Here is an 18011-nt window from a genome sequence, read left to right as displayed (position 1 = left end):
GCGCGCAGCCAGGCCAGCGTCTCGAGCGTGCCGGGAATCAGCTCGGCATGGCCGGCGACCGCCTCGGCGCTCATCGGCGTGAACTCCTCGTGCAGACGGTCGGCGTCATGCTCGTCGAAGTCGCGTCCGTGCACCGCGCGCCAGGCCGCCTTGATGCGCGGCTGCCGGCCCAGGGCCAGGATGTGGTGCCATTTCGGCAGCCCCATCGGCGCACGCGCCTCGTCGATGTCGATCGGCACGCCGTGACGCTCGAACAGCCGCACGAAGGCGCCCATCGGGGCCAGGCTGCCGAAATCGACCACCGTGCCGGCCCAGTCGAAGACGACCGCGGCCAAGGCCTGGGTCTGCGGTGTCTCACCAGTCATTGCAGACCTCCTCGGCGATGCCGAACGCGGTGCTGGCCCCGGTTCCGCTGGTGACCACGACCACCCTCAGCCCGGGCTCCGGCGCGACGATCAGGCAGTCCTGGTCGTGGCCGGTCGGATAGACCCCGGTCCAGCGCTCGACGACCCGGCACTGCGTCAGCTCGACCGACTCGCGCAGGTGATCCAGGATCAGCCGGTCGACCGCCTCGCTGGCGAAGGGTTCGGGCGTGGCGTCGTCATGGTGGGAGTCGCCGACCACCAGCGAGCCGTCGCGGCCCTGCACCGCGATCAGGTGGATGCCATGAGCCAGGCTCTCCGGCACCTCCTCCTCGAGCTGCCGGTGCAGCGCCGCGACCTCGGGCAGCGCGGCATAGCCGGCGTAGCGCACCAGGCCGAGGTCGGACATCACCGGTGCGGGCAGCCGGAAGCCGGGCTCGGGCTGCACCCTCAGCATCTGCAGCCGGGTCAGCTTCAGGGCATGCGGCGCCAGCCAGGGCGCGGCCACGCCGGTCAGCTCGGTGCCCGGGCACAGCACCACCCGGCCGGCCTGCAGCGTGCGCAGGGCGGTGCGCACGCCGCCGGGCCGGACCTCCAGCACCGCCTCGCCGCGGATGAAGTCCACCCCATGTCGCTCGGCCAGCCAGGCGGCCAGACGTGGAACGGCGTGACGCGATTCCACCCGCAGCTCATGCGGCGAGTGCAGCGCGCCGCTCAGGCGCTCGGCCCGCAGGCCCGGTGCCAGCGCGGCGACCTCGGCGGCGTCATGCAGCCGGCAGTCCTCGCCCATCGGGGTCTGCGCGAAGGCCTCCAGCACCGCACGTGCCGCCGGCCGGTGTGCCAGCATCCACAGTCCGCGCTGCTCGATGGCGATGCCTGCGTCCGGCGCGATCTCGGCCCAGACCTGGCGCGACCGCATCGCGCGCTGCCAGGTGGACCCCTGGCGCTGACCGGTCACGGTGACAAAACCGAAATTGCGGATCGAGGCACCGACGCAGCGCCAGTCGCGCTCGACGACGGTGACCCGCCAGCCGCGACGCACGCCCGCCAGCGCATGCGCCAGGCCGACGATGCCAGCGCCGACGACCAGCAGGTCGCAGGCCGAGGCGGTGGCCCGGGCGGCTCCGGGATTTCCGATATCAGCAGGCAGGGACATCGATCTGCGGCTCCTGGGGGAAGGGTTTCGGGACAGGTGCGATGAAGTTGCGCCCGCGCGGACTGTCCAGGGCGGCGCGAATGCGGTCTTGCGCCTCGGTGATGCCGAACGCGGCTGGATCGGCCTGTGCGCCGACCGATCCCAGCCAGCGCGCCAGATGCACCGCGCCGAGTTCAGGCGCGGTGTCGAACACCCGGGCCAGACCGGCATCGACCCGCTCGTCATGCCCGACCGCCAGTTCCCAGCAGGCCACCAGCCAGCAGGCACAGGCCTGCCCGTGCGACAGCCCGTGCTCGAGCGTCAGCGCATAGGACAGCGCATGCGCCAATGCGGTGCGGGTCTGCGCGAAGGCCAGTCCGGCCTCGAGCGCGGCCAGCGACAGGGCGCTGCGGTGGGCCAGATCGTGTGGCTCGGCCTGCGCCCGGGGCAGTGCAGCGATGACGCGCCGGGCTGCGCTGACCGCCAGCAGGTCGCTCAGCGGGCTGGCGTGGTGGTTCCAGATCGCCTCGAGCGCATGCGAGAGCGCGTCCAGCGCCGCATCGCGCAGCACGGCTGGCGGGCAGCTCAGCGTCAGCACCGGATCGATCAGGGCCCGCTCTGCATGGCCGAAGGGCCTGTCGAAGGAGCGCTTGACCGGGGGCTCGGCACCGGTGTCCCAGAGCGTGGCCCAGCGGGTCACCTCGCTGCCGGTGCCCGCGGTGGTCGGCACCAGCCAGAGCCGGTCGATGCTCAGCATCGGCCAGTCGCCGCGATCGCACAGTGCCGCCTCGAGCGTAGCCGCATCGCCATCGAGACTGCGGCAGCGCAGCACCTTGGCCAGATCGAGCACCGTGCCGCCCCCGACCGCCAGCAGCACCGTCTCCGGCCAGCGCGCCATGATCGGCCACAGGCGTGCGGCCAGCGGTTCGAGCCGGCTCAGCTCGGCCAGCCCCTCGGGCACGAGCTCGACATGCAGCAGCTGGTCGCCGAGCAGCCCGCGCAGCCGGCTCAGCAGACCGCAGGCCTCGGCTCCGGCGAAGGTCAGCAGCACCACCCGGTCGCCGTCGAGCCGTGCCGGCAGGGTCTCGAGCACGCCGGCACCGAAGTGCAGCGCCACCGGCATCTGCCAGTCGAACATCGCAGTCAGGGCATCCGTCATCATGGGTTCAGATGAAGCGTCGTCGCAGCCAGGCCGAGGCCAGGTCGATCAGCGACACCACGACCACCAGCATCAGCAGCACCGCGCAGGTCTGCGCGTACTGGAAGCCGCGGATCACCTCGAACAGCACCACGCCGATGCCGCCGGCACCGACCATGCCGACCACCGAGGCCGAGCGCACGTTCGACTCGAAGCGGTAGAGCGCAAACGACAGCCACAGCGGCATGACCTGGGGCAGCACGCCGTGGCAGATCTCGTACAGGCGCGGCGCGCCGCTGGCGCGCAGGCCTTCGACCGGGCGCGGATCGATCGCCTCGACCGCCTCGGAGAACAGCTTGGCCAGCGTGCCTGCGGTATGCACCGCCAGTGCAAGCACGCCGGCAAAGGGCCCGAGCCCGACCGCGACGATGAACAGCATCGCGAACACCATTTCGTTGATCGCGCGGCAGGCATCCATCAGCCGGCGCACCGGCTGATGCAGCCAGGGTGGCGCGATGTTGGCCGCGCTCAGCAGCCCGGCCGGCACCGCGACGATCACCGCCAGCAGCGTGCCCCAGATGGCGATGTGCAGCGTGACCAGCATCTCCTTCAGATAGATGCGCCAGTCGCGGAAGTCCGGCGGGAAGAAGTCGCCGGCATAGGTGGCGATGTTGCCGGCATCCCGGATCAGGTCGAGCGGGCGGATCTCCGCGCCGCGCCAGGACAGCAGCAGCACCGCCAGCACCAGCGCCCAGCCGAGCGCATGAGGCCAGCCCGGCCGTTCGGCCGCGGCGCGGGCCTGCAGCCGCTCCAGCGCCGGTGGCAGCGCCACGGCCGGGTTCATTTGAGCGCGGCCAGCTTGCGGTCGATCTCGGCGAGCTGCCGGGCACGCTCGTCGGCGCCGAGCTTGTCGTCGGTCTCGATGCGGCGGCGCTCCTTGAACAGCTCGAGCTGGCGGATCGGCAGCAGCTGCGCATTGCTGGACTCGCGGAAGCCGCCGTAGTTGTAGATCACCTTCAGCGTGGCCTTTTCGGCCGGATCGGTCTTGGCATAGCCCAGCACGAAGGTCTTGAGCCGGGCCTTGACCGCCGGGTCGAGATCCTTGCGCCAGACGAAGGGGTCGCTCGGGATCAGCGGGCTCTTCCACAGCACGCGGATCTGCGCGAACTGCTCCGGACGGGCGCTCTCCAGCTTGCCCATGTCCTCGGTGTTGTTGGTGGCGACATCGACCTGGCGGGCCAGCACCGCCTGGATGTTGGCGCCGTGGCTGGCATTGCGCACCGTCTTGAAGGCGGTGCGATGGTCCAGGCTGTTCTGCGCGAACAGGTAGTAGGTCGGCACCAGGAAGCCGGAGGTCGAGTTCGGGTCGCCGATGCCCAGGTTGATCGACTTCGTGTTCTTCAGCACGTCGTCGAGGCTCTGGTAGGGGCTGTCCCTGTGGGTGATCAGCAGGCCGTGATAGCCGTAGCTGCCGTCTGCATACATGACCTGCGCGAAGACCTCGCCCTGGGCGCGGTCGACCGCCTCCATCGCCGCCTTGTTGCCGTACCAGGCCACCTGGATCTTGTTGAAGCGCATCGCCTCGATCACGCCGGCATAGTCGGGTGCATAGAAGGCGTTGATCTTCAGGCCGGTCTTCTTCTCCATGTCGCGGAAGAAGGGCTCCCAGCGCTCGCGCTGGGTGCTGGCGGAGTCGGTGGCGATGATGCCGAAGCCGATTTCCTGGGCCTGGGCGGACAGGGACAGGCTCAGCGCGGCCAGCGCGGCCAGCGTGACGCGGGGCAGGAGACGAAGCATCGTGGGACTCGCGAGGATGGGGTTGAAGGAACGGGACGGTGAAGCGGATCAGGCTACGCGACTCAGGCCACGAGCGTCCGCTCCGGCAGGTCCTGCCGGCGGATCTCGTCGGCCGGGTCCGCATCGGCCAGCAGCTCCCCGGCATCGGTGCCGTAGAGCTGTCGCAGGAACTCGGGCGTCAGCGCGCCGGTCGGGCCGTCGAACAGCAGCGTGCCGTCGCGCAGGGCCAGCACCCGATCGAAATGACGCCGCGCCAGTCCGACGTGATGCAGGCTGGCGATCAGCGTCAGGCCCTGTGTGCGGTGCAGTTCCTGAAGCAGTTCCATGACCCGTCGGGTCGACTCGGGATCGAGCGAGGCCACCGGCTCGTCGGCCAGCAGCACCCGTGCACCCTGCACCAGCGCCCGCGCCAGCGCGGCGCGCTGCTGCTGTCCGCCCGACAGGGTCGATGCGCGCTGGAAGGCCTGTTCCGACAGCCCGATCGCGTCGAGCGCCTGCAGCGCGCGCACCCGGTCGGCCATCGGGAACCAGCCCGGCAGGCTGCGCCACAGCGGCACCGTGGCGCTGCGCCCGGCCAGCACATTGCGCATCACGCTGGCCCGGCCGACCAGGTTGAACTGCTGGAAGACCATGCCGACCTGACGGTGCAGTGCCCGTGCCTCGGCGCTCGGTCGGCCGTCGACCTGGGCCGGCCGGCCGAACAGCTCGATGCGACCGGCGCCGGCGTCGATCGTCTCCAGTCCGCACAGGCAGCGCAGCAGCGTCGACTTGCCCGAACCGGAGGCGCCCAGCAGGGCCACCCGCTCGCCTTGGCGGATCTCGATGTGGAGATCGCGCAACGCCGGGCGCAGGCCGCTGTCCGTGCGGAAGGTGCGGCTGGCCGCCACGAGCCGCACCACCACTTCGCGATCGGCGATCGGGGTGAAGAAGGGCGGTTCGGACACGGGCAGCGGTATGGGGTCGACCATGATGGGCGCATGCTGAACGCTGGCAGTGAAGCACTGATGACAGCCGCGACGGCTCGCAGCGATGGCCGTGCCGATGCCGGATCGGGACATGCCGCCGTCATGGGCCACGCGCAGCATCCGGCCCATCGCACGACCGAGAAGCCCCCCGCCATGCTCAACTCCTCCGATCTTGTCGATCTGTACCGCCGCCGCGGCGCGCTGGCCTATGAAGGCGAGGGCGTGTCGCAGTGGCTGCATGGCTGGCAGTGCGGCCATCTGGCTCTGCAGGCTGGCGCCGAGCCGGCGCTGCAGCTGGCCGCCTGGCTGCATGACATCGGCCATCTGCTGGACGAGCAGCCGGGCACGCCGACGCTGCAGGGCCTCGACGACCGGCATGAAAGCCGTGGTGCCGCACTGCTGGACGCCGTCTTCGGGTGCGATGTGGCTGCACCGGTGGCGCTGCATGTGCAGGCCAAGCGCCACCTGGTGGCGATCCGGCCGGACTATCTGCAGCGGCTCTCGGCGGACTCGCTGCGCAGTCTGGCGCTGCAGGGCGGCCCGATGAGTCCGGCCGAGTCCGCGCACTTCAAGACCCTGCCCGGTGCGCAGGAGTCGCTGCGCCTGCGCGCCTGGGACGATTTCGCCAAGGACCCGCGGTGGCAGCCTGAATCCTTCGATGCGGCGCTGCATGAGCTCGAGCGGCTGATCCATCGGGTGCGGCACACCGCACCGTGCTGACGCGCCGGCCCGAGCGGGCGGGCCATCCGGTGCTCAGGTCATCAGCCCGAACAGCAGCGTGCAGGCCAGGGCCAGCAGCTGCAGGCCCAGGACCGAGCCCCGGAACGCGAACACGGAACGGGCGGGCCGGTTGCGGCGGGCGGTGACAGGCAGCGTGGACATCGCGGACTCCTGATTCCTGTGGCACGGTGACAGGATCTCACGATCGGCCCTGGCGGTGACAGGCGCGTGAAGACGACGGGACAGCGCGATGACGCGCCGCCGGCTGCGCTTCAGTCAGCCCGGAAATCCGCATGGCCGAAACGGTCCTGGAGGAAGCGGCCGTTGGCGAGCAGGGCCTGCGCGTCGCCGCGGGCCACCAGCAGCACCGCCTGCCGCAGCTGCTCGTCGAGCAGCGCAAGCTGGCCGTCGAGCAGCTGCCGGGCGGTCCGGCCGCCTTCGAGCGGATGCGCCACCCGGAAGGCCGGTGGCAGCGCGGCATAGTTGGCCAGCGTCTCGGGCAGATAGCGCATCACCGTCTCGCGCAGCGTGAACGAGAGCTCGCCGCTGTCGCCGCCCTGGCCCTGGGCCTCCAGCCGGGGCAGCACATCGCTCACCGAGGCGCGAATGCCGGCCAGATGCGCCAGCGCGGTCTCGCCCAGGATCGGCCGCACCTCGTTGATCAGCGCATCGAGCCGGACGGGCAGTTCGGCCAGCGTCAGGGACTCGTCCAGACGCTGCACCAGGTGCAGCGGGCTGGGCGCCAGCAGCGCCCCGATCGCGTACAGCCCGGCGGTGATCGCCCACCAGCCCTCGCGGATCACGCCGGCGAACAGCAGCCCCGGCCCGGCACAGGCCAGCAGGCTGCCGGCGATGTGCCTGTTCGAATAGAGCCACAGCAGCAGGCGCCGGCGCAGTCCCGACCCTGGCCGCGACCGTGGCCGGCCCTGCCGGTGGTCCTCACTGGTAGCCACGGATGTCCTTGAAGACCGCCTCGAGCGAGGCCGATCGGGCATCGAAGACCCGTCCGCCGCCGAGCGCGGCGATGTGCTGCATCTCGCTCTGGCTGGCATCGCCGAACAGGATCGGGAAGATGCGCACCGGGTCGCCGTCGTGCCAGCGCTGCTCGAAATCCTGCAGATCGATGCCGGCGGTCTTCAGGCCGTCGGACAGCAGCACCACCGAGACCAGCCGGTCCGGGTTCATGCGCATTTCCTGGCGGGCGATCTCCAGCGCCCGGACCAGCGCCGAGTACAGCGCGGTGCCACCGCCGGTCGACAGCGCCTCGGCATAGGCGCGGATGCGCGCGGCGGCCTGCGTGTCCGCGGCCTGGGCGCTGGCACCGATGTCGGTGCCGGCTGCGCCGAACTCCACCCGCTCGACCGGACCGACCTCGGAGCCGAACGGCAGCATCACCACCCGTTCTCGCTGCTGGAAGCGGGCATGGCGGGCGCTGAGGCTGTCGGCCGGCTCCGCGCCGGCCAGCAGTCGCAGCGACTGCCGCAGCGCCGCGATGCGCTCGCCCTCCATCGAGCCGGAAACATCGAGCACGAAGATCGCGGTGGCGGGCCGACGCCACTCGCCCTGCCAGGCGCCGAGCACCGCGTCGATCACCTCCAGACGGCCGGGAAAGGCCAGCTCGACCACTGGCGTGACCGGCAGCGCCGCAGCCGGGCGCACCTCCGGATTCGATGGCCGCAGGAAGGCCTGGGCCAGCACCTCGCCCTGCACTGCCGGACTGCGCCAGGCCTGCACCAGCTTCTGGAAGCGCGCACGCAGTGCCTCGTCGGCGGGCGCCAGCAGCATCAGCGGATAGTCGGCCGAGATCACCCCGTCGGCCGGGTAGACCGGCACCAGCGGCTCCTTCAGCGCATCGGTGCCCTGGCGGGCGTTCAGACCCAGGATGACCGATTCGTAGTTGACCATCGCGTCGAGCGTGTCCTGCTCGCGCCCGTAGGCCTCGGCCAGCCAGCCCGAGCTGCCGGCGGTGAGCTTGTGGCCGGACAGGAAATCGCGCAGCAGCGCCTCGGCCTCAGGCGTGCGCACGTCGGCCAGCGTCATGTCCTCGGTCTTGCCGGCTGCTGCGGCCGCGACCGCGAACAGCGCGCTCATGCCGCTGTTGGAGCGGCTGGGGCTGCTCATCGCGTAGCGCAGCCGACCCGCCCGCACCGCCTCGGCGATCTGCGCCCAGCCGGGCGGCTGGCGGTCCCAGCCCAGCTCGCGCCAGCGCGATGTCTTCACGCCCAGCGCGATGCGGGAATAGAACAGCCGCTCGACAGCCAGCGGCGGACTTTGCAGCGCCAGGGCCGGATAGGCGCCGCCCGCGGGCAGGATCGCGTCGAAGCCGCGCGCGTCCGAGCCCGGTCCGGCGCGGTTGCTGCGATCGACGATGTCCAGCGAGCCGGCGAACTCGAACTGCACCGGCACGCCCGCCTGCTGCGCGGCCTGCTGCAGCGCCGGGGCCAGCTCGCGCAGCTCGGAGCCGGCCAGGATCCGCAGCGCACCGGCGGACGAGGAGGACGCGGCCTGGGGGGAGGGCGCCGGACCGGATCGGTCGCAGCCGCCCAGCAGTGCAGCGGCCAGCAGCGTGCCCGCCAGCGCGGCCAGGGCGTTCACGGGCGTGCTCCGGCTGGATGCTCGGGCAGGCCGGACAGCAGCGTGCCCTCGGACTGGCGTGCCCGCACCACCTGCTGGCGTGCCTTGTCGACCTCGGCGCCGAGCAGCTCCACGGTGGCCTGCATCGAGCCCAGCGCCTCGGTCTTGAAGCTGGCGATCGCATCCATCGTCTGGTAGATGTTCTGGAAGGCCCGCTGGAGCTGGGCGATGTCGAGCGTGCTCGAGGCGGCCTGCTGGTGCAGGGTGCCGGTCTGCTGGCGCAGCATCTCGCTGGTGCGCTCGATCAGGTGGCCGGTGGTGGTGTTGAGCGCGCCGATCTGGTCGAGCACCAGCTTCTGGTTGGCCAGCGCCTGTGCCACGATCACCGCGGTGCGCAGGGCCGACACCGTGGTGGTGGTGGCCCGGTCGACGCCCTTGATCAGTTCCAGGTTGTTGCGCCGCACCATGTCCAGCGCCAGATAGCCCTGGATGCTGACACTGAGCTGGGTCAGCAGGTCCATGACCTTCTGCCGCATGTAGAACAGCATGTCCTCGCGCACCACCCGGGCTTTTTCGGGGTCCTGCAGCTCGAGCCGGGCGGCACGGTCCTCCAGCCTGGCGTCGAGCTGGCGGCCGAGGTAGACATGGCCTTCCAGCCGTTCCATCAGCGTCCACAGATGGAGCTTTTCCTGCTCGATCGCGGCGTTGTCGCGCATCAGCTCGTCCTTGCCGCGTCGCAGCGCCTCCAGGATGGCGTTCAGATGCGCCTGGGAGGACTGGAAGCGTGCGAAGTAGTCCGCCAGCCGGTTGCCCATCGGAATCATCCCGAGCAGCCGGCGGGGCGCCAGCAGGTCGCCCTGGCGCGAGGGGTCGAGCGCCTCGACGGTGCGGCGCAGGTCCACGAGCGTGTGCCCGATGCCCGAGCTGCCATCGATCAGGCCGTTGTTCAGCGTGCGCACCGGCCGCTCCAGCATCCGGCTGGAAACGGCCGCCGCGCCCTCGATGTCGCGGCTGCCCAGGCCGTGGATGCGCTGCACGCAGTCGCGGAACTTCGGGTCCTGGGGGTCGAGCGTGCTGACCTGCTGGACGAAGTCGGCGACCTGCGCATCCAGCGCTGCCACCGCCTCGGGCTTGAGCCGCACCCGGCCGCTCGCGCTCTCGACCGGGATCGGGGTCAGCGCCTCGGGCGCCTGCAGCGCCAGATCGCTCGGGGGGGACAGCTCGTTCATCACGGACTCCTCATGCTCGTCGACGGACTTCGGACTTCGGATTTCAAAGGGGCGTCTCGATGGCGGTGATCAGCGCTTCGAGCCAGCGGGGATCGGGCGGATCGACCACGTCGACCAGCGTTTCGGGCACCTGGACGCCTTGCCGGGCCCAGGTCGCCGGGCCGCGCTCCTCGCCGCCGGTGCGCAGGCCGAACTCGTGCGCCAGCGTGCGCAGCGCGGCATCGCCCTCGAGTGCCGCTGCCAGCCGACGGCCCTTGTCGCTGAAGGGCACCAGCACATGCTTGGAGTAGACGGTCGGTCGTGGATAGAGCATCACCTGCGCCGCCTCGGCGCGCCGCTGCGGGTGCCTCAGCCAGAACTCGACCAGCTGCGATTCGTAGGCCACCAGCAGCGGCGCCTTGCCCATGCCGAGCGCCAGATAGTCCTGGAAAGGCTCCTGGCTCGAGCCCTGCTGGAAGCCCTGGCGGCGGAACAGACCGGCCACCGCGGGCAGCACCCGCTGCACCTGCTCCGGCCCCTGCACCACCGCGTCGCCATTGGCGACATAGCTCAGCAGCGACAGGTACATCGCCGCGCTGTTGGAGGAGCTCAGGTCGGTCGAGCCGACCAGCACCGCCTTGCGGGTCGGAAAGGCGGCGCTGTCCTTCAGCTCGGACCAGCGCGTGCCCCGGTTCATCAGCGCGATCAGCTGTGGCAGATCGGTCAGGAACCAGTGCTCGCCCTCGCGGCGCGCCAGGCCGTTGGCCTCGAGAATGGCCGCGATCGGCTGCCAGCTGGCGATGACGATCGGGGTGTAGAACGGGGTGGTCTCGCCGCCGGACACGCCGGCGGCCCGAGCCCGGGCGCGCAGTTCCACCGCCGCCGGCTCACCGGCCGGAAAGGCGAAGTCGTGCCGCGCCGGATCCAGCTGCGCCGCCATGGCCCGCGAGCCGGCCTTCTCGGCGGTCACTTCCAGGCCGTGGCGCGCCAGCGCGGCCCGGACACGGGCATCGGCGAAGAACTCGGCCTTTTCCGAGCCGATCAGCCCGACCAGCCGGATCTGCCGGGCCTGCTGCTCGGCCGCCTGGCGCTGCTGCGCCCGTTCGGCCTCGTCCTGGCGCAGCAGCACTCCGGACTGCCAGATGCCGGCGCCCACCGCGATGGCCAGCACGCCAGCCAGCGTCGGACCCAGCCAGCGCCTGCGCATCGCCTCAGCTCCCGATCACGCCGCCGTCGTCCTTGCGGATCACCACGGTGGCCGAGCGCGGCCGGCCGGCGCCGTCGGGCCAGCGCGAGAGCTTCATCGGGTCGGCCGGATCGCTGCGCTCGCTGGGCGACTCGCCCGGGTGCTGGATGTTGACGAACATCGTGCGCAGGTCGGGCGTCATGACCACCCCGGTCACCTCGCAGCCGGCCGGGCCGAGCAGGAAGCGGCGGATCTCGCCCTGGGTCGGGTCGCAGGCCAGCATCTGGTTGTTGGGCAGGCCGGCGTAGTCGCCCTTGCCCAGGGCCGAGGTCGACACGTCGGTCTGGATCCACATCGTGCCGCGCGGGTCGATCCACAGGCCGTCGGGGCTGCCGAAGGCGTCGCCGCGGATGTTGCCCCGGGCCTCGGCACGCGCCAGCGTGGCGTCGCCCGCCAGCACGAAGTGCGTCCAGGCGAAGCGGCGCGCGTCCAGGTCGCCGTCTTCCTTCCAGCGGATGATGTGGCCCATCGTGTTGTTCGCGCGCGGGTTGGCCGCGTCGACCGCCGGATGGTTGTTGCCGCCCCGGTTGGTGTTGTTGGTCAGCGTGCAGTAGACCTCCTTGCTGACCGGGTCGACGGCGGTCCATTCCGGGCGGTCCATCTTCGTCGCGCCGAGCAGGTCGCTGGCCTGGCGGGCCTTGATCAGCACCTCGCCCTGGTCGGCGAAGCCCCGGGCTGCGGTGAGCGGGCCCTGGCCATGCACCGGCGGCAGCCATTCGCCGCGGCCGTCGGCTGTCAGTGCAAGCGCGGCGCCCTCGTGTGCGGCACGGCCCAGCGCGGTGCGCTTGACCGGCGTGGCCTTCGGGTCGGCGGGATCGATCTCGACCACCCAGCCGAAGCGGTTGAACTCGTTCGGATGCCGGCTGGCGTCGAAGCGCTCCTCATGCTCGTGCCAGCGGTAGAACTGGCCATTGCCCTTCTTCATGCCCCAGCGCTTCTGATGCGCGTCGGGCTGCTCGGGGCCCTCGAAGTAGTTGACGAAGTTCTCCTCGCAGGTCAGGTAGGTGCCCCAGGGGGTGGCGCCGTGGCCGCAGTTGTTGAGCGTTCCCAGCACGGTGCGGCCGGCCGGATCGGCGGCGGTGCGCATCAGCGCATGGCCGGCGGCCGGACCGGCCAGCGCCATCGGCGTGGCCGCGGTGATGCGTCGCGCGTACCGCGACGGCGACACCACCGACCAGGCCGCGCCCTGGCGCTGCACCTCGACCACCGACACGCCATGTGCGGCGATCGACTTGGCGACCTTCTCGGCCGACCAGGTCTTCATGCCGTCGGCATGCAGCAGGCCGTCGTCGACATACTCGTGGTTCATCGCCAGCAGGCCGCGTGCCGAGCCGTCGGCGCCGCTGCCGAGCGGGAAATAGTGGATGCCGTCGTGATGCATGCCGGCCTGCAGCGCCTGCTCGGCCGCGGTGTTGCCGGCATCCGCGCGGAAGACGGGCTGGCCGGCGGTCGCGCCGACCGGATCGCCCCAGCGGTACAGCACCGAGGCGGTGTAGCCCGCAGGCACCACCACCTGGTCGACCGCGCGCATCGGCACCGAGGCGAAGCCGATGCCGCGGCCGGCCGATGCCGTGCCCTGACCCAGGCTGGCGCAGCCACCCAGGCCGCCGAGCAGGCCGGCGGCCACGCCGCCCAGGCCGCCGCGCAGCAGCAGGCGGCGGGTCGGGTTCGACATCTCGTGAATGCTGGGGTTGGTGCTGCGGTTGGAGTCTTCCATCCGCGAAAAGTCCTTGGCCATCGTGTCCTCGCAGTCAGCGTCGCCGGGCGACAGGGTGATGCGGCACATCGTGGACACGGGTCATGAAAGTGTCATGACATGACGCGGTGAGGCGATGGCGTGCGGGCGCGCAGGTGCCAGGTGCGCCAGGGCTCGGGTCTTTCCCTGAATGTGGGCATCCGGCAACATCGTGACGGGATCATGAAGTTTCATGTCCGACTTCACTATCATCGCAGGATGCTTTTCTGGCGTCGTCACAGCTTCCGTCTCGTCAGCGCGGCCATCGCGCTGCTGATGATGGTCGCGCTGGCGCCGACGCTGTCGCGCCTGCTGGCCGCCGCCGATCCGGTGCGTGCGGCGATGCTGGCCGAGATCTGCTCGGCCACGATGCCGGCGTCCTCGCGCACCGATGCCGGTGCGCTCGGCATGACCGACGCCGCCGGTGGCAGCCACTGCCCGGCCTGCCTGAGCCCGGCACTGGGCGCCCTGCTCCCCGAGCCGGACCGCCGCGCTGACTACCGCCTGATCGAGCCCCGGCCTGCGCCGGTGCTGCGCATCGACTTCGTGCCGGATGCGGCGGCACATCATCCTCCCCTGCCCGCCCGGGCCCCGCCTGCGCTCTCCTGAGCGCGAACTGATCCGACGCCTTCACGCCAGCGCGCGCCATCGGGCGTGTCATGGCCGCAGCACGCCTGCGGCGGCTGCCGCACATCCGTCGATCGTTCTCCACCCCGCCTGAATCCTGTCCTGGCCGCACCGGCACGGTGTGGCCCGGCTTGCGCTCGTCCGGACCTTCGCTCCGGCCCGCGACGGGCTGCCGCTTTTCCTTGCGAATTTCCGTTCATGCCTGCCATCACATTCACCCCCTCGCCGGTGCCGTTCCCGAAGAAGACGCTGCCGTTGCTGTGTGCGCTGATGCTGCGGAAGGCGATCATCCCGGCGACCGCTTCCCCGACACCCTGGTCTGGATCGATTCGACCCGCGGCGAGATCGTCGCGCGTCGCGATCCGCGCCATTTCAGCGCTGGCGACACCGTCTGGCAGTGGATGCATCCGCTGCACAGCGGCGAGGGCTTCGGCCCGGTCGGCCGCCTGCTCGTCTGCCTGTGCGGCGTGCTGCCGGTGCTGCTCGCAGTGACCGGCCTGTGGCGCTGGCTCGACAAGCGCCGCGCCCGGCGTCGGACCGCGCCCAGGTCGCCCCGCGTTCTTCCTGTTTCCCCTGTCACCGAAGGAGTCTCCCGATGATCACCCTCCGTCCCCTGCTGCGCGCTGCGGCGCTGTCCGCCCTGACCCTCGCCAGCCTGGCCGTCCAGGCCCAGGTCAGCGTCAAGGAACCCTGGGTCCGCGCCACCGTCGCGCAGCAGAAGGCCACCGGCGCCTTCATGCAGATCAGCAGCACCGAGCCGGTGCGGCTGGTCGAGGCGAAATCCACGGCGGCCAGGATCGTCGAGATCCATGAGATGCGCATGGAGGGCGACCGGATGATGATGAAGGCGATCGACGCACTCGACATCGTCCCGGGCCGGACGCTTGAGCTCAAGCCCGGCAGTTATCACATCATGCTGATCGACGTGCTCAAGCCGGTGAACGCCGGCGACAAGCTGCTGCTGACCCTGGTGATCGAGGGCCGCGACGGCAAGCGCAGCGCGGTCGAGGTCAGCGCCGAGGCCCGGGCGATGAACGCGGCTCGGCCGGCTGCGGCGGCCGAGCACAGGCACGCTCACTGATCGGTCTGCAGCGTGCCGCGGCGCATCTGGTCGCGCTCCAGCGACTCGAACAGCGCCTTGAAGTTGCCTTCGCCGAAGCCCTCGTCGCGCTTGCGCTGGATGAACTCGAAGAAGACCGGCCCGAGCAGCGGCTGGCTGAAGATCTGCAGCAGCAGGCGCGGCGTGCCGCCGGCGGTGGAGCCGTCGAGCAGGATGCCGCGCGTCTGCAGCTCGGTCACCGGTTCGCCGTGGCCGGGCAGGCGCTCGGCCAGCATCTCGTAGTAGACCGCGTTGGGCGCGCTCATCAGCGGCACGCCGGCCATCTGCAGCGCGTCCACCGTCGCGATCAGGTCATCGCAGAGCAGCGCCACATGCTGGATGCCCTCGCCGTTGAACTGCATCAGGAACTCCTCGATCTGGCCGCCGCCCTGGCGCGCCTCCTCGTTGAGCGGGATGCGGATCAGGCCGTCGGGCGCGGTCATCGCCTTCGAGGTCAGGCCGGTGTACTCGCCCTGGATGTCGAAGTAGCGGATCTCGCGGAAGTTGAACAGGTGCTCGTAGAAATGCGCCCAGTAGGCCATGCGGCCGCGGTAGACGTTGTGCGTCAGGTGGTCGATCAGGCGCAGGCCGTGGCCGACCGGGCGGCGGCGCGCGGCGTCCTGGAATTCGGGCAGGAACTCGAAGTCGATGTCGTAGATGGACTTGCCGTCCTCGAATCGGTCGATCAGGTAGAGCGGCGCGCCGCCGATGCCCCTGATCGCCGGCAGGCGCAGCTCCATCGGACCGGTCGGGATCTCCACCGGCTGTGCGCCCAGCTCCAGCGCCCGGGCATAGGCGCGGTGCGCATCCTTCACCCGGAAGGCCAGGCCGCAGGCGCTGGGGCCGTGCTCGGCGGCGAAGTAGGCCGCCAGGCTCCTGGGCTCGCGGTTGACGATGAAGTTGATCTCGCCCTGGCGGTAGAGCACCACGTCCTTGGAGCGGTGGCGGGCGACGAGCGAGAAGCCCATCCGCTCGAACAGCGGCTCGAGCAGGCCGGCCACCGGCGCGGCGAACTCGACGAACTCGAAGCCGCACAGGCCCATCGGATTGTCGAACAGGTCGGCGCGGGGGGAGGACAGGGATGTGGCGGCAGGAACGGGAACGAAAACGGGAACAGAGACGGGAACGGTCGGGTCAGCCATGACAGGCTCCTTCGGCAGAGGTCGGGACGTGCGCCGTCGAGCGCGAGCGCGCAGGCCGAAGCGGCCGCGTCGATCACGACGACGGAAAAACGCGGAGGGAAAAGGGGGAGAAGCCGCGGGGCGGCTCAGGCGCACGAAGGCGGCGAGCACGGCACGCCGCGCACGCTGCGGGCGAGGTGATCACCGATGACCAGCTGGAAGCAGCCGTCGAAACCGTGAAGGCGGAAAGGCATGCGCCGAATCTAGTCGATCCGTCAGGGCCTGCCTAGAGGGATGACCAGCGGGCGCCGCCGTGGGCGCCGAGGAAGGTCAGGCGCCGCCCATGCGGCGGCGGCGCTCGCGGCTGTTGGCCAGGTGGGTGCGCATCGCCGCGCGTGCGGCCTCCGGGTCGCCGGCGGCGATCGCATCGCAGATGCTGTCGTGCTCGGCATTGACCCGGCGCAGGTAGTGGCGTCGCTCCTGCTCCTGTTCCGGCGTGCTCTGCCCGTCCAGGCGCGAGCGCGGAATGATGGTGCGGCCCAGCGTGCCGATCAGCTCGGCGAAGTGATGGTTGCCGGTGGCGCGCGCGATCGCCAGATGGAAGTGGAAGTCGGCCTCGACCGCATCGCGGCCGGCCTCGATCGCGGCGGTGACCTCGGCCAGCGCGGCGCGCATCGCCGTCAGGTCGGCCTCGGTGCGGCGCTGCGCGGCCAGCGCGGCCGCTTCGGTTTCCACCCCGATGCGCAGCTCCAGCATCGCGATGACGTCATGCAGCGTGGCGACCTGTTCGGGCGCGATGCGAAAGCCCGGCGCCTCGCCCAGGCCCAGCACGAAGGTGCCGATGCCGTGGCGGGTCTCGACCAGACCGCTGGCCTGCAGCCGCGAGATGGCCTCGCGCACCACGGTGCGGCTGACCGCGAACTCGGCCATGATCGCCGCCTCGGTGGGCAGCTTGGTGCCGGGGGCCAGCTGGCCGTCGCGGATGCGCTCGCCGATCGACGCGACCAGTTCGAGCGCGAGGGTGCGGGGGCGGCGGCGTTCGGTGGGCGGATGCAGCGACATGGGTTCGGACATGGACGAAAAAACGATCGACTTTACCGCGTGCGGCCCTCGCCCCGGCTGACAGCCGGGCGGCCGAGCGTCGAGCCGCGCACGATCACCCGCGAGGCGATCAGCTCATGGCCGCTTCTGGCGGCTGGATCGCCGCCGATGCGCGCGATCAGCCGGCGCATCGCGCGCTCGCCGGTCTGCTCGCTGCCGCTGTCGACGGTGGTCAGCGCCGGACTGGTGTAGCGGCCGTAGACGATGTTGTCGAAGCCGGTGATCGAGACATCGCGCGGCACCGACAGGCCCAGCGCCTGCGCCTGTCCGAGCAGGCCCAGCGCGATCAGGTCGTTGTAGGCCACCACCGCGTCGGGTGCGTCCGCGCCCAGCAGCACTTCGGAGGCGATGCGCTCGCCCTCGTCGGCGCTGGCCTCGGCCACATCATGGCGGTGCAGCTCGGCCCCGCTGCCCTCGAAGGCCTGCTGCAGCCCGAGCCAGCGCTCCTGGCTCCAGCGTGCGCCGGAGAATCCCACATAGCGCAGGCGCCGATGGCCCAGCTCGCGCAGGTGGCGGCCGAGCATCGCGGCGGCGGCGCGGTTGTCGATGCCGACGCTGCTGCAGTCCTGCTGTGCCGGCGGTCCGCCGTAGTAGACCACCGGCATGTCCGAGGTGCCCAGCCAGGCCAGCGCCTCGTCCGACAGCCGCGCGCTGACGATCAGGCCGTCGACCCGCCGGCTCAGCGCCTGCAGCGTCGGCAGCTCCGGCGCCAGGCCCTCGGCGATGTCGGCGAACAGCAGGTTCAGCCCGGCCTCGGCCGCCGGCCGCGAGGCGCCGCGGATCAGGCTGGTGAAATGCGGGTTGCGCACATCCAGCACCACGATGCCGACGTTGCCGGTGCGGCCGGTGATCATGCCGCGTGCCATCGGGTTGGAGCTGTAGCCCAGATCGCGCACCGCCTGGGCCACCCGCTCCTCCACCTCGCGGGTGAAGCGCTGACCGCCGTTGAGGAATTTCGACACCGTCGCGGTCGACACGCCGGCCGCCTGGGCGACATCGCGGATCGTCGCGGCGCGGCGGCGTCCAGCCCCGTTGGGCATGGCGATGGACGTTCTGGTGTTCACTGTCATGGCGCAGATTCTATCGCCTTAGTAAAACGTTTATTTCCTGCTTCAGACAATGTGCTCCACTGGTGATTACCCTGGCAATGATCAGCTTGACCCTCAAGGTGAGTTAAACGTTT

The 18011-nt window shown here is 70.9% G+C and carries 18 protein-coding genes; 4 read left to right on the top strand and 14 right to left on the bottom strand.

What is annotated here, in order from left to right; genetic code table 11:
- Positions 1–354: 354 nt before the first annotated feature.
- The 5 genes from NFT33_RS00215 to NFT33_RS00195 all read right to left on the bottom strand — a co-directional run bounded on the left by NFT33_RS00215 (position 355) and on the right by NFT33_RS00195 (position 5376).
- Complete coding sequence (locus NFT33_RS00215; protein ID WP_251672484.1) at positions 355–1518, bottom strand: TIGR03364 family FAD-dependent oxidoreductase; 1164 nt, start codon at positions 1516–1518, stop codon at positions 355–357.
- A complete protein-coding gene (locus NFT33_RS00210; RefSeq protein WP_251672483.1) occupies positions 1502–2656 on the bottom strand; it encodes an iron-containing alcohol dehydrogenase in 1155 nt (384 codons plus the stop codon). Before NFT33_RS00210 ends, NFT33_RS00215 begins: the two co-directional genes overlap by 17 nt.
- A 7-nt stretch (positions 2657–2663) precedes the next feature.
- Entirely contained in the window at positions 2664–3479 is an 816-nt protein-coding gene (gene phnE / locus NFT33_RS00205; RefSeq protein WP_251672482.1) for a phosphonate ABC transporter, permease protein PhnE, read from the bottom strand.
- Positions 3476–4432: a phosphonate ABC transporter substrate-binding protein gene (gene phnD / locus NFT33_RS00200; RefSeq protein WP_251672481.1), complete on the bottom strand. Its 957-nt coding sequence runs from the start codon at positions 4430–4432 to the stop codon at positions 3476–3478. The genes phnE and phnD overlap by 4 nt, the downstream gene beginning before the upstream one ends.
- Positions 4433–4494: 62 nt before the next feature.
- Entirely contained in the window at positions 4495–5376 is an 882-nt protein-coding gene (locus NFT33_RS00195; protein WP_251672480.1) for a phosphonate ABC transporter ATP-binding protein, read from the bottom strand.
- Positions 5377–5550: 174 nt separating this feature from the next.
- Here NFT33_RS00195 and NFT33_RS00190 point away from each other — a divergent pair, with 174 nt between their 5' ends.
- Entirely contained in the window at positions 5551–6117 is a 567-nt protein-coding gene (locus NFT33_RS00190; protein ID WP_251672479.1) for an HD domain-containing protein, read from the top strand.
- Positions 6118–6150: 33 nt separating this feature from the next.
- Here NFT33_RS00190 and NFT33_RS19125 read toward each other — a convergent pair whose 3' ends face one another.
- The 6 genes from NFT33_RS19125 to NFT33_RS00165 form a co-directional block, all read right to left on the bottom strand.
- Positions 6151–6279: a hypothetical protein gene (locus NFT33_RS19125; protein WP_259373313.1), complete on the bottom strand. Its 129-nt coding sequence runs from the start codon at positions 6277–6279 to the stop codon at positions 6151–6153.
- 110 nt (positions 6280–6389) lie between these two features.
- On the bottom strand, positions 6390–7070 hold the full coding sequence (locus NFT33_RS00185) for a hypothetical protein (RefSeq protein WP_251672478.1): 681 nt from the start codon (positions 7068–7070) through the stop codon (positions 6390–6392).
- Positions 7057–8712 (bottom strand): vWA domain-containing protein, encoded by a 1656-nt coding sequence (locus tag NFT33_RS00180; protein WP_251672477.1) that lies wholly within the window; start codon positions 8710–8712, stop codon positions 7057–7059. Before NFT33_RS00180 ends, NFT33_RS00185 begins: the two co-directional genes overlap by 14 nt.
- Positions 8709–9920: a toxic anion resistance protein gene (locus tag NFT33_RS00175; protein WP_251672476.1), complete on the bottom strand. Its 1212-nt coding sequence runs from the start codon at positions 9918–9920 to the stop codon at positions 8709–8711. Before NFT33_RS00175 ends, NFT33_RS00180 begins: the two co-directional genes overlap by 4 nt.
- 43 nt (positions 9921–9963) lie before the next feature.
- Positions 9964–11106 carry a hypothetical protein gene (locus tag NFT33_RS00170; protein ID WP_251672475.1) on the bottom strand — a complete coding sequence of 381 codons (1143 nt, stop codon included), beginning with the start codon at positions 11104–11106 and terminating at the stop codon, positions 9964–9966.
- Between the two features lie 4 nt (positions 11107–11110).
- On the bottom strand, positions 11111–12883 hold the full coding sequence (locus NFT33_RS00165) for a PhoX family protein (protein WP_251672508.1): 1773 nt from the start codon (positions 12881–12883) through the stop codon (positions 11111–11113).
- A 216-nt stretch (positions 12884–13099) separates the two neighbouring features.
- On the opposite strand from NFT33_RS00165, the gene NFT33_RS00160 reads away from it, so the two are divergent.
- The 3 genes from NFT33_RS00160 to NFT33_RS00150 are packed head-to-tail and all read left to right on the top strand — an operon-like array spanning position 13100 to position 14588.
- On the top strand, positions 13100–13489 hold the full coding sequence (locus NFT33_RS00160; RefSeq protein ID WP_251672474.1) for a DUF2946 family protein: 390 nt from the start codon (positions 13100–13102) through the stop codon (positions 13487–13489).
- 50 nt (positions 13490–13539) lie between these two features.
- Entirely contained in the window at positions 13540–14106 is a 567-nt protein-coding gene (locus tag NFT33_RS00155) for a PepSY-associated TM helix domain-containing protein (protein WP_220786675.1), read from the top strand.
- Entirely contained in the window at positions 14103–14588 is a 486-nt protein-coding gene (locus NFT33_RS00150) for a copper chaperone PCu(A)C (RefSeq protein WP_251672473.1), read from the top strand. Before NFT33_RS00155 ends, NFT33_RS00150 begins: the two co-directional genes overlap by 4 nt.
- Here NFT33_RS00150 and hppD read toward each other — a convergent pair.
- From hppD to NFT33_RS00135, 3 genes are all read right to left on the bottom strand, one after another.
- Positions 14582–15649, bottom strand: coding sequence for a 4-hydroxyphenylpyruvate dioxygenase (gene hppD / locus NFT33_RS00145; protein ID WP_251672507.1), 1068 nt, complete (start codon positions 15647–15649; stop codon positions 14582–14584). The two genes, NFT33_RS00150 and hppD, sit on opposite strands and share 7 nt — an antisense overlap.
- Before the next feature lie 408 nt (positions 15650–16057).
- Positions 16058–16801 (bottom strand): FadR/GntR family transcriptional regulator, encoded by a 744-nt coding sequence (locus tag NFT33_RS00140; protein WP_220786672.1) that lies wholly within the window; start codon positions 16799–16801, stop codon positions 16058–16060.
- Between the two features lie 20 nt (positions 16802–16821).
- The gene (locus NFT33_RS00135; protein ID WP_251672472.1) at positions 16822–17868 is read right to left on the bottom strand and encodes a LacI family DNA-binding transcriptional regulator; all 1047 of its coding nucleotides are present in this window, start codon (positions 17866–17868) and stop codon (positions 16822–16824) included.
- Positions 17869–18011 lie beyond the last annotated feature (143 nt).

The organism is Sphaerotilus sp. FB-3 (assembly GCF_023706025.1).
GTDB classification, from domain to species: Bacteria; Pseudomonadota; Gammaproteobacteria; order Burkholderiales; family Burkholderiaceae_C; genus Sphaerotilus; species Sphaerotilus sulfidivorans.
This window is presented reverse-complemented; position numbering and strand designations above follow the sequence as displayed.

Bases quoted from the DNA above. Each gene is read 5' to 3' on its own strand.
- NFT33_RS00190 (WP_251672479.1), top strand. From the start codon at position 5,551: ATGCTCAACTCCTCCGATCTTGTCGATCTGTACCGCCGCCGCGGCGCG.
- NFT33_RS00160 (WP_251672474.1), top strand. From the start codon at position 13,100: ATGCTTTTCTGGCGTCGTCACAGCTTCCGTCTCGTCAGCGCGGCCATC.
- NFT33_RS00135 (WP_251672472.1), bottom strand. From the start codon at position 17,868: ATGCCCAACGGGGCTGGACGCCGCCGCGCCGCGACGATCCGCGATGTC.
- NFT33_RS00215 (WP_251672484.1), bottom strand. From the start codon at position 1,518: ATGTCCCTGCCTGCTGATATCGGAAATCCCGGAGCCGCCCGGGCCACC.
- NFT33_RS00155 (WP_220786675.1), top strand. From the start codon at position 13,540: ATGGCCGCAGCACGCCTGCGGCGGCTGCCGCACATCCGTCGATCGTTC.
- hppD (WP_251672507.1), bottom strand. From the start codon at position 15,649: ATGGGCCTGTGCGGCTTCGAGTTCGTCGAGTTCGCCGCGCCGGTGGCC.
- phnE (WP_251672482.1), bottom strand. From the start codon at position 3,479: ATGAACCCGGCCGTGGCGCTGCCACCGGCGCTGGAGCGGCTGCAGGCC.
- NFT33_RS00170 (WP_251672475.1), bottom strand. From the start codon at position 11,106: ATGCGCAGGCGCTGGCTGGGTCCGACGCTGGCTGGCGTGCTGGCCATC.
- NFT33_RS00150 (WP_251672473.1), top strand. From the start codon at position 14,103: ATGATCACCCTCCGTCCCCTGCTGCGCGCTGCGGCGCTGTCCGCCCTG.
- NFT33_RS00210 (WP_251672483.1), bottom strand. From the start codon at position 2,656: ATGACGGATGCCCTGACTGCGATGTTCGACTGGCAGATGCCGGTGGCG.
- NFT33_RS00175 (WP_251672476.1), bottom strand. From the start codon at position 9,920: ATGAACGAGCTGTCCCCCCCGAGCGATCTGGCGCTGCAGGCGCCCGAG.
- NFT33_RS00165 (WP_251672508.1), bottom strand. From the start codon at position 12,883: ATGGCCAAGGACTTTTCGCGGATGGAAGACTCCAACCGCAGCACCAAC.
- NFT33_RS19125 (WP_259373313.1), bottom strand. From the start codon at position 6,279: ATGTCCACGCTGCCTGTCACCGCCCGCCGCAACCGGCCCGCCCGTTCC.
- NFT33_RS00140 (WP_220786672.1), bottom strand. From the start codon at position 16,801: ATGTCCGAACCCATGTCGCTGCATCCGCCCACCGAACGCCGCCGCCCC.
- phnD (WP_251672481.1), bottom strand. From the start codon at position 4,432: ATGCTTCGTCTCCTGCCCCGCGTCACGCTGGCCGCGCTGGCCGCGCTG.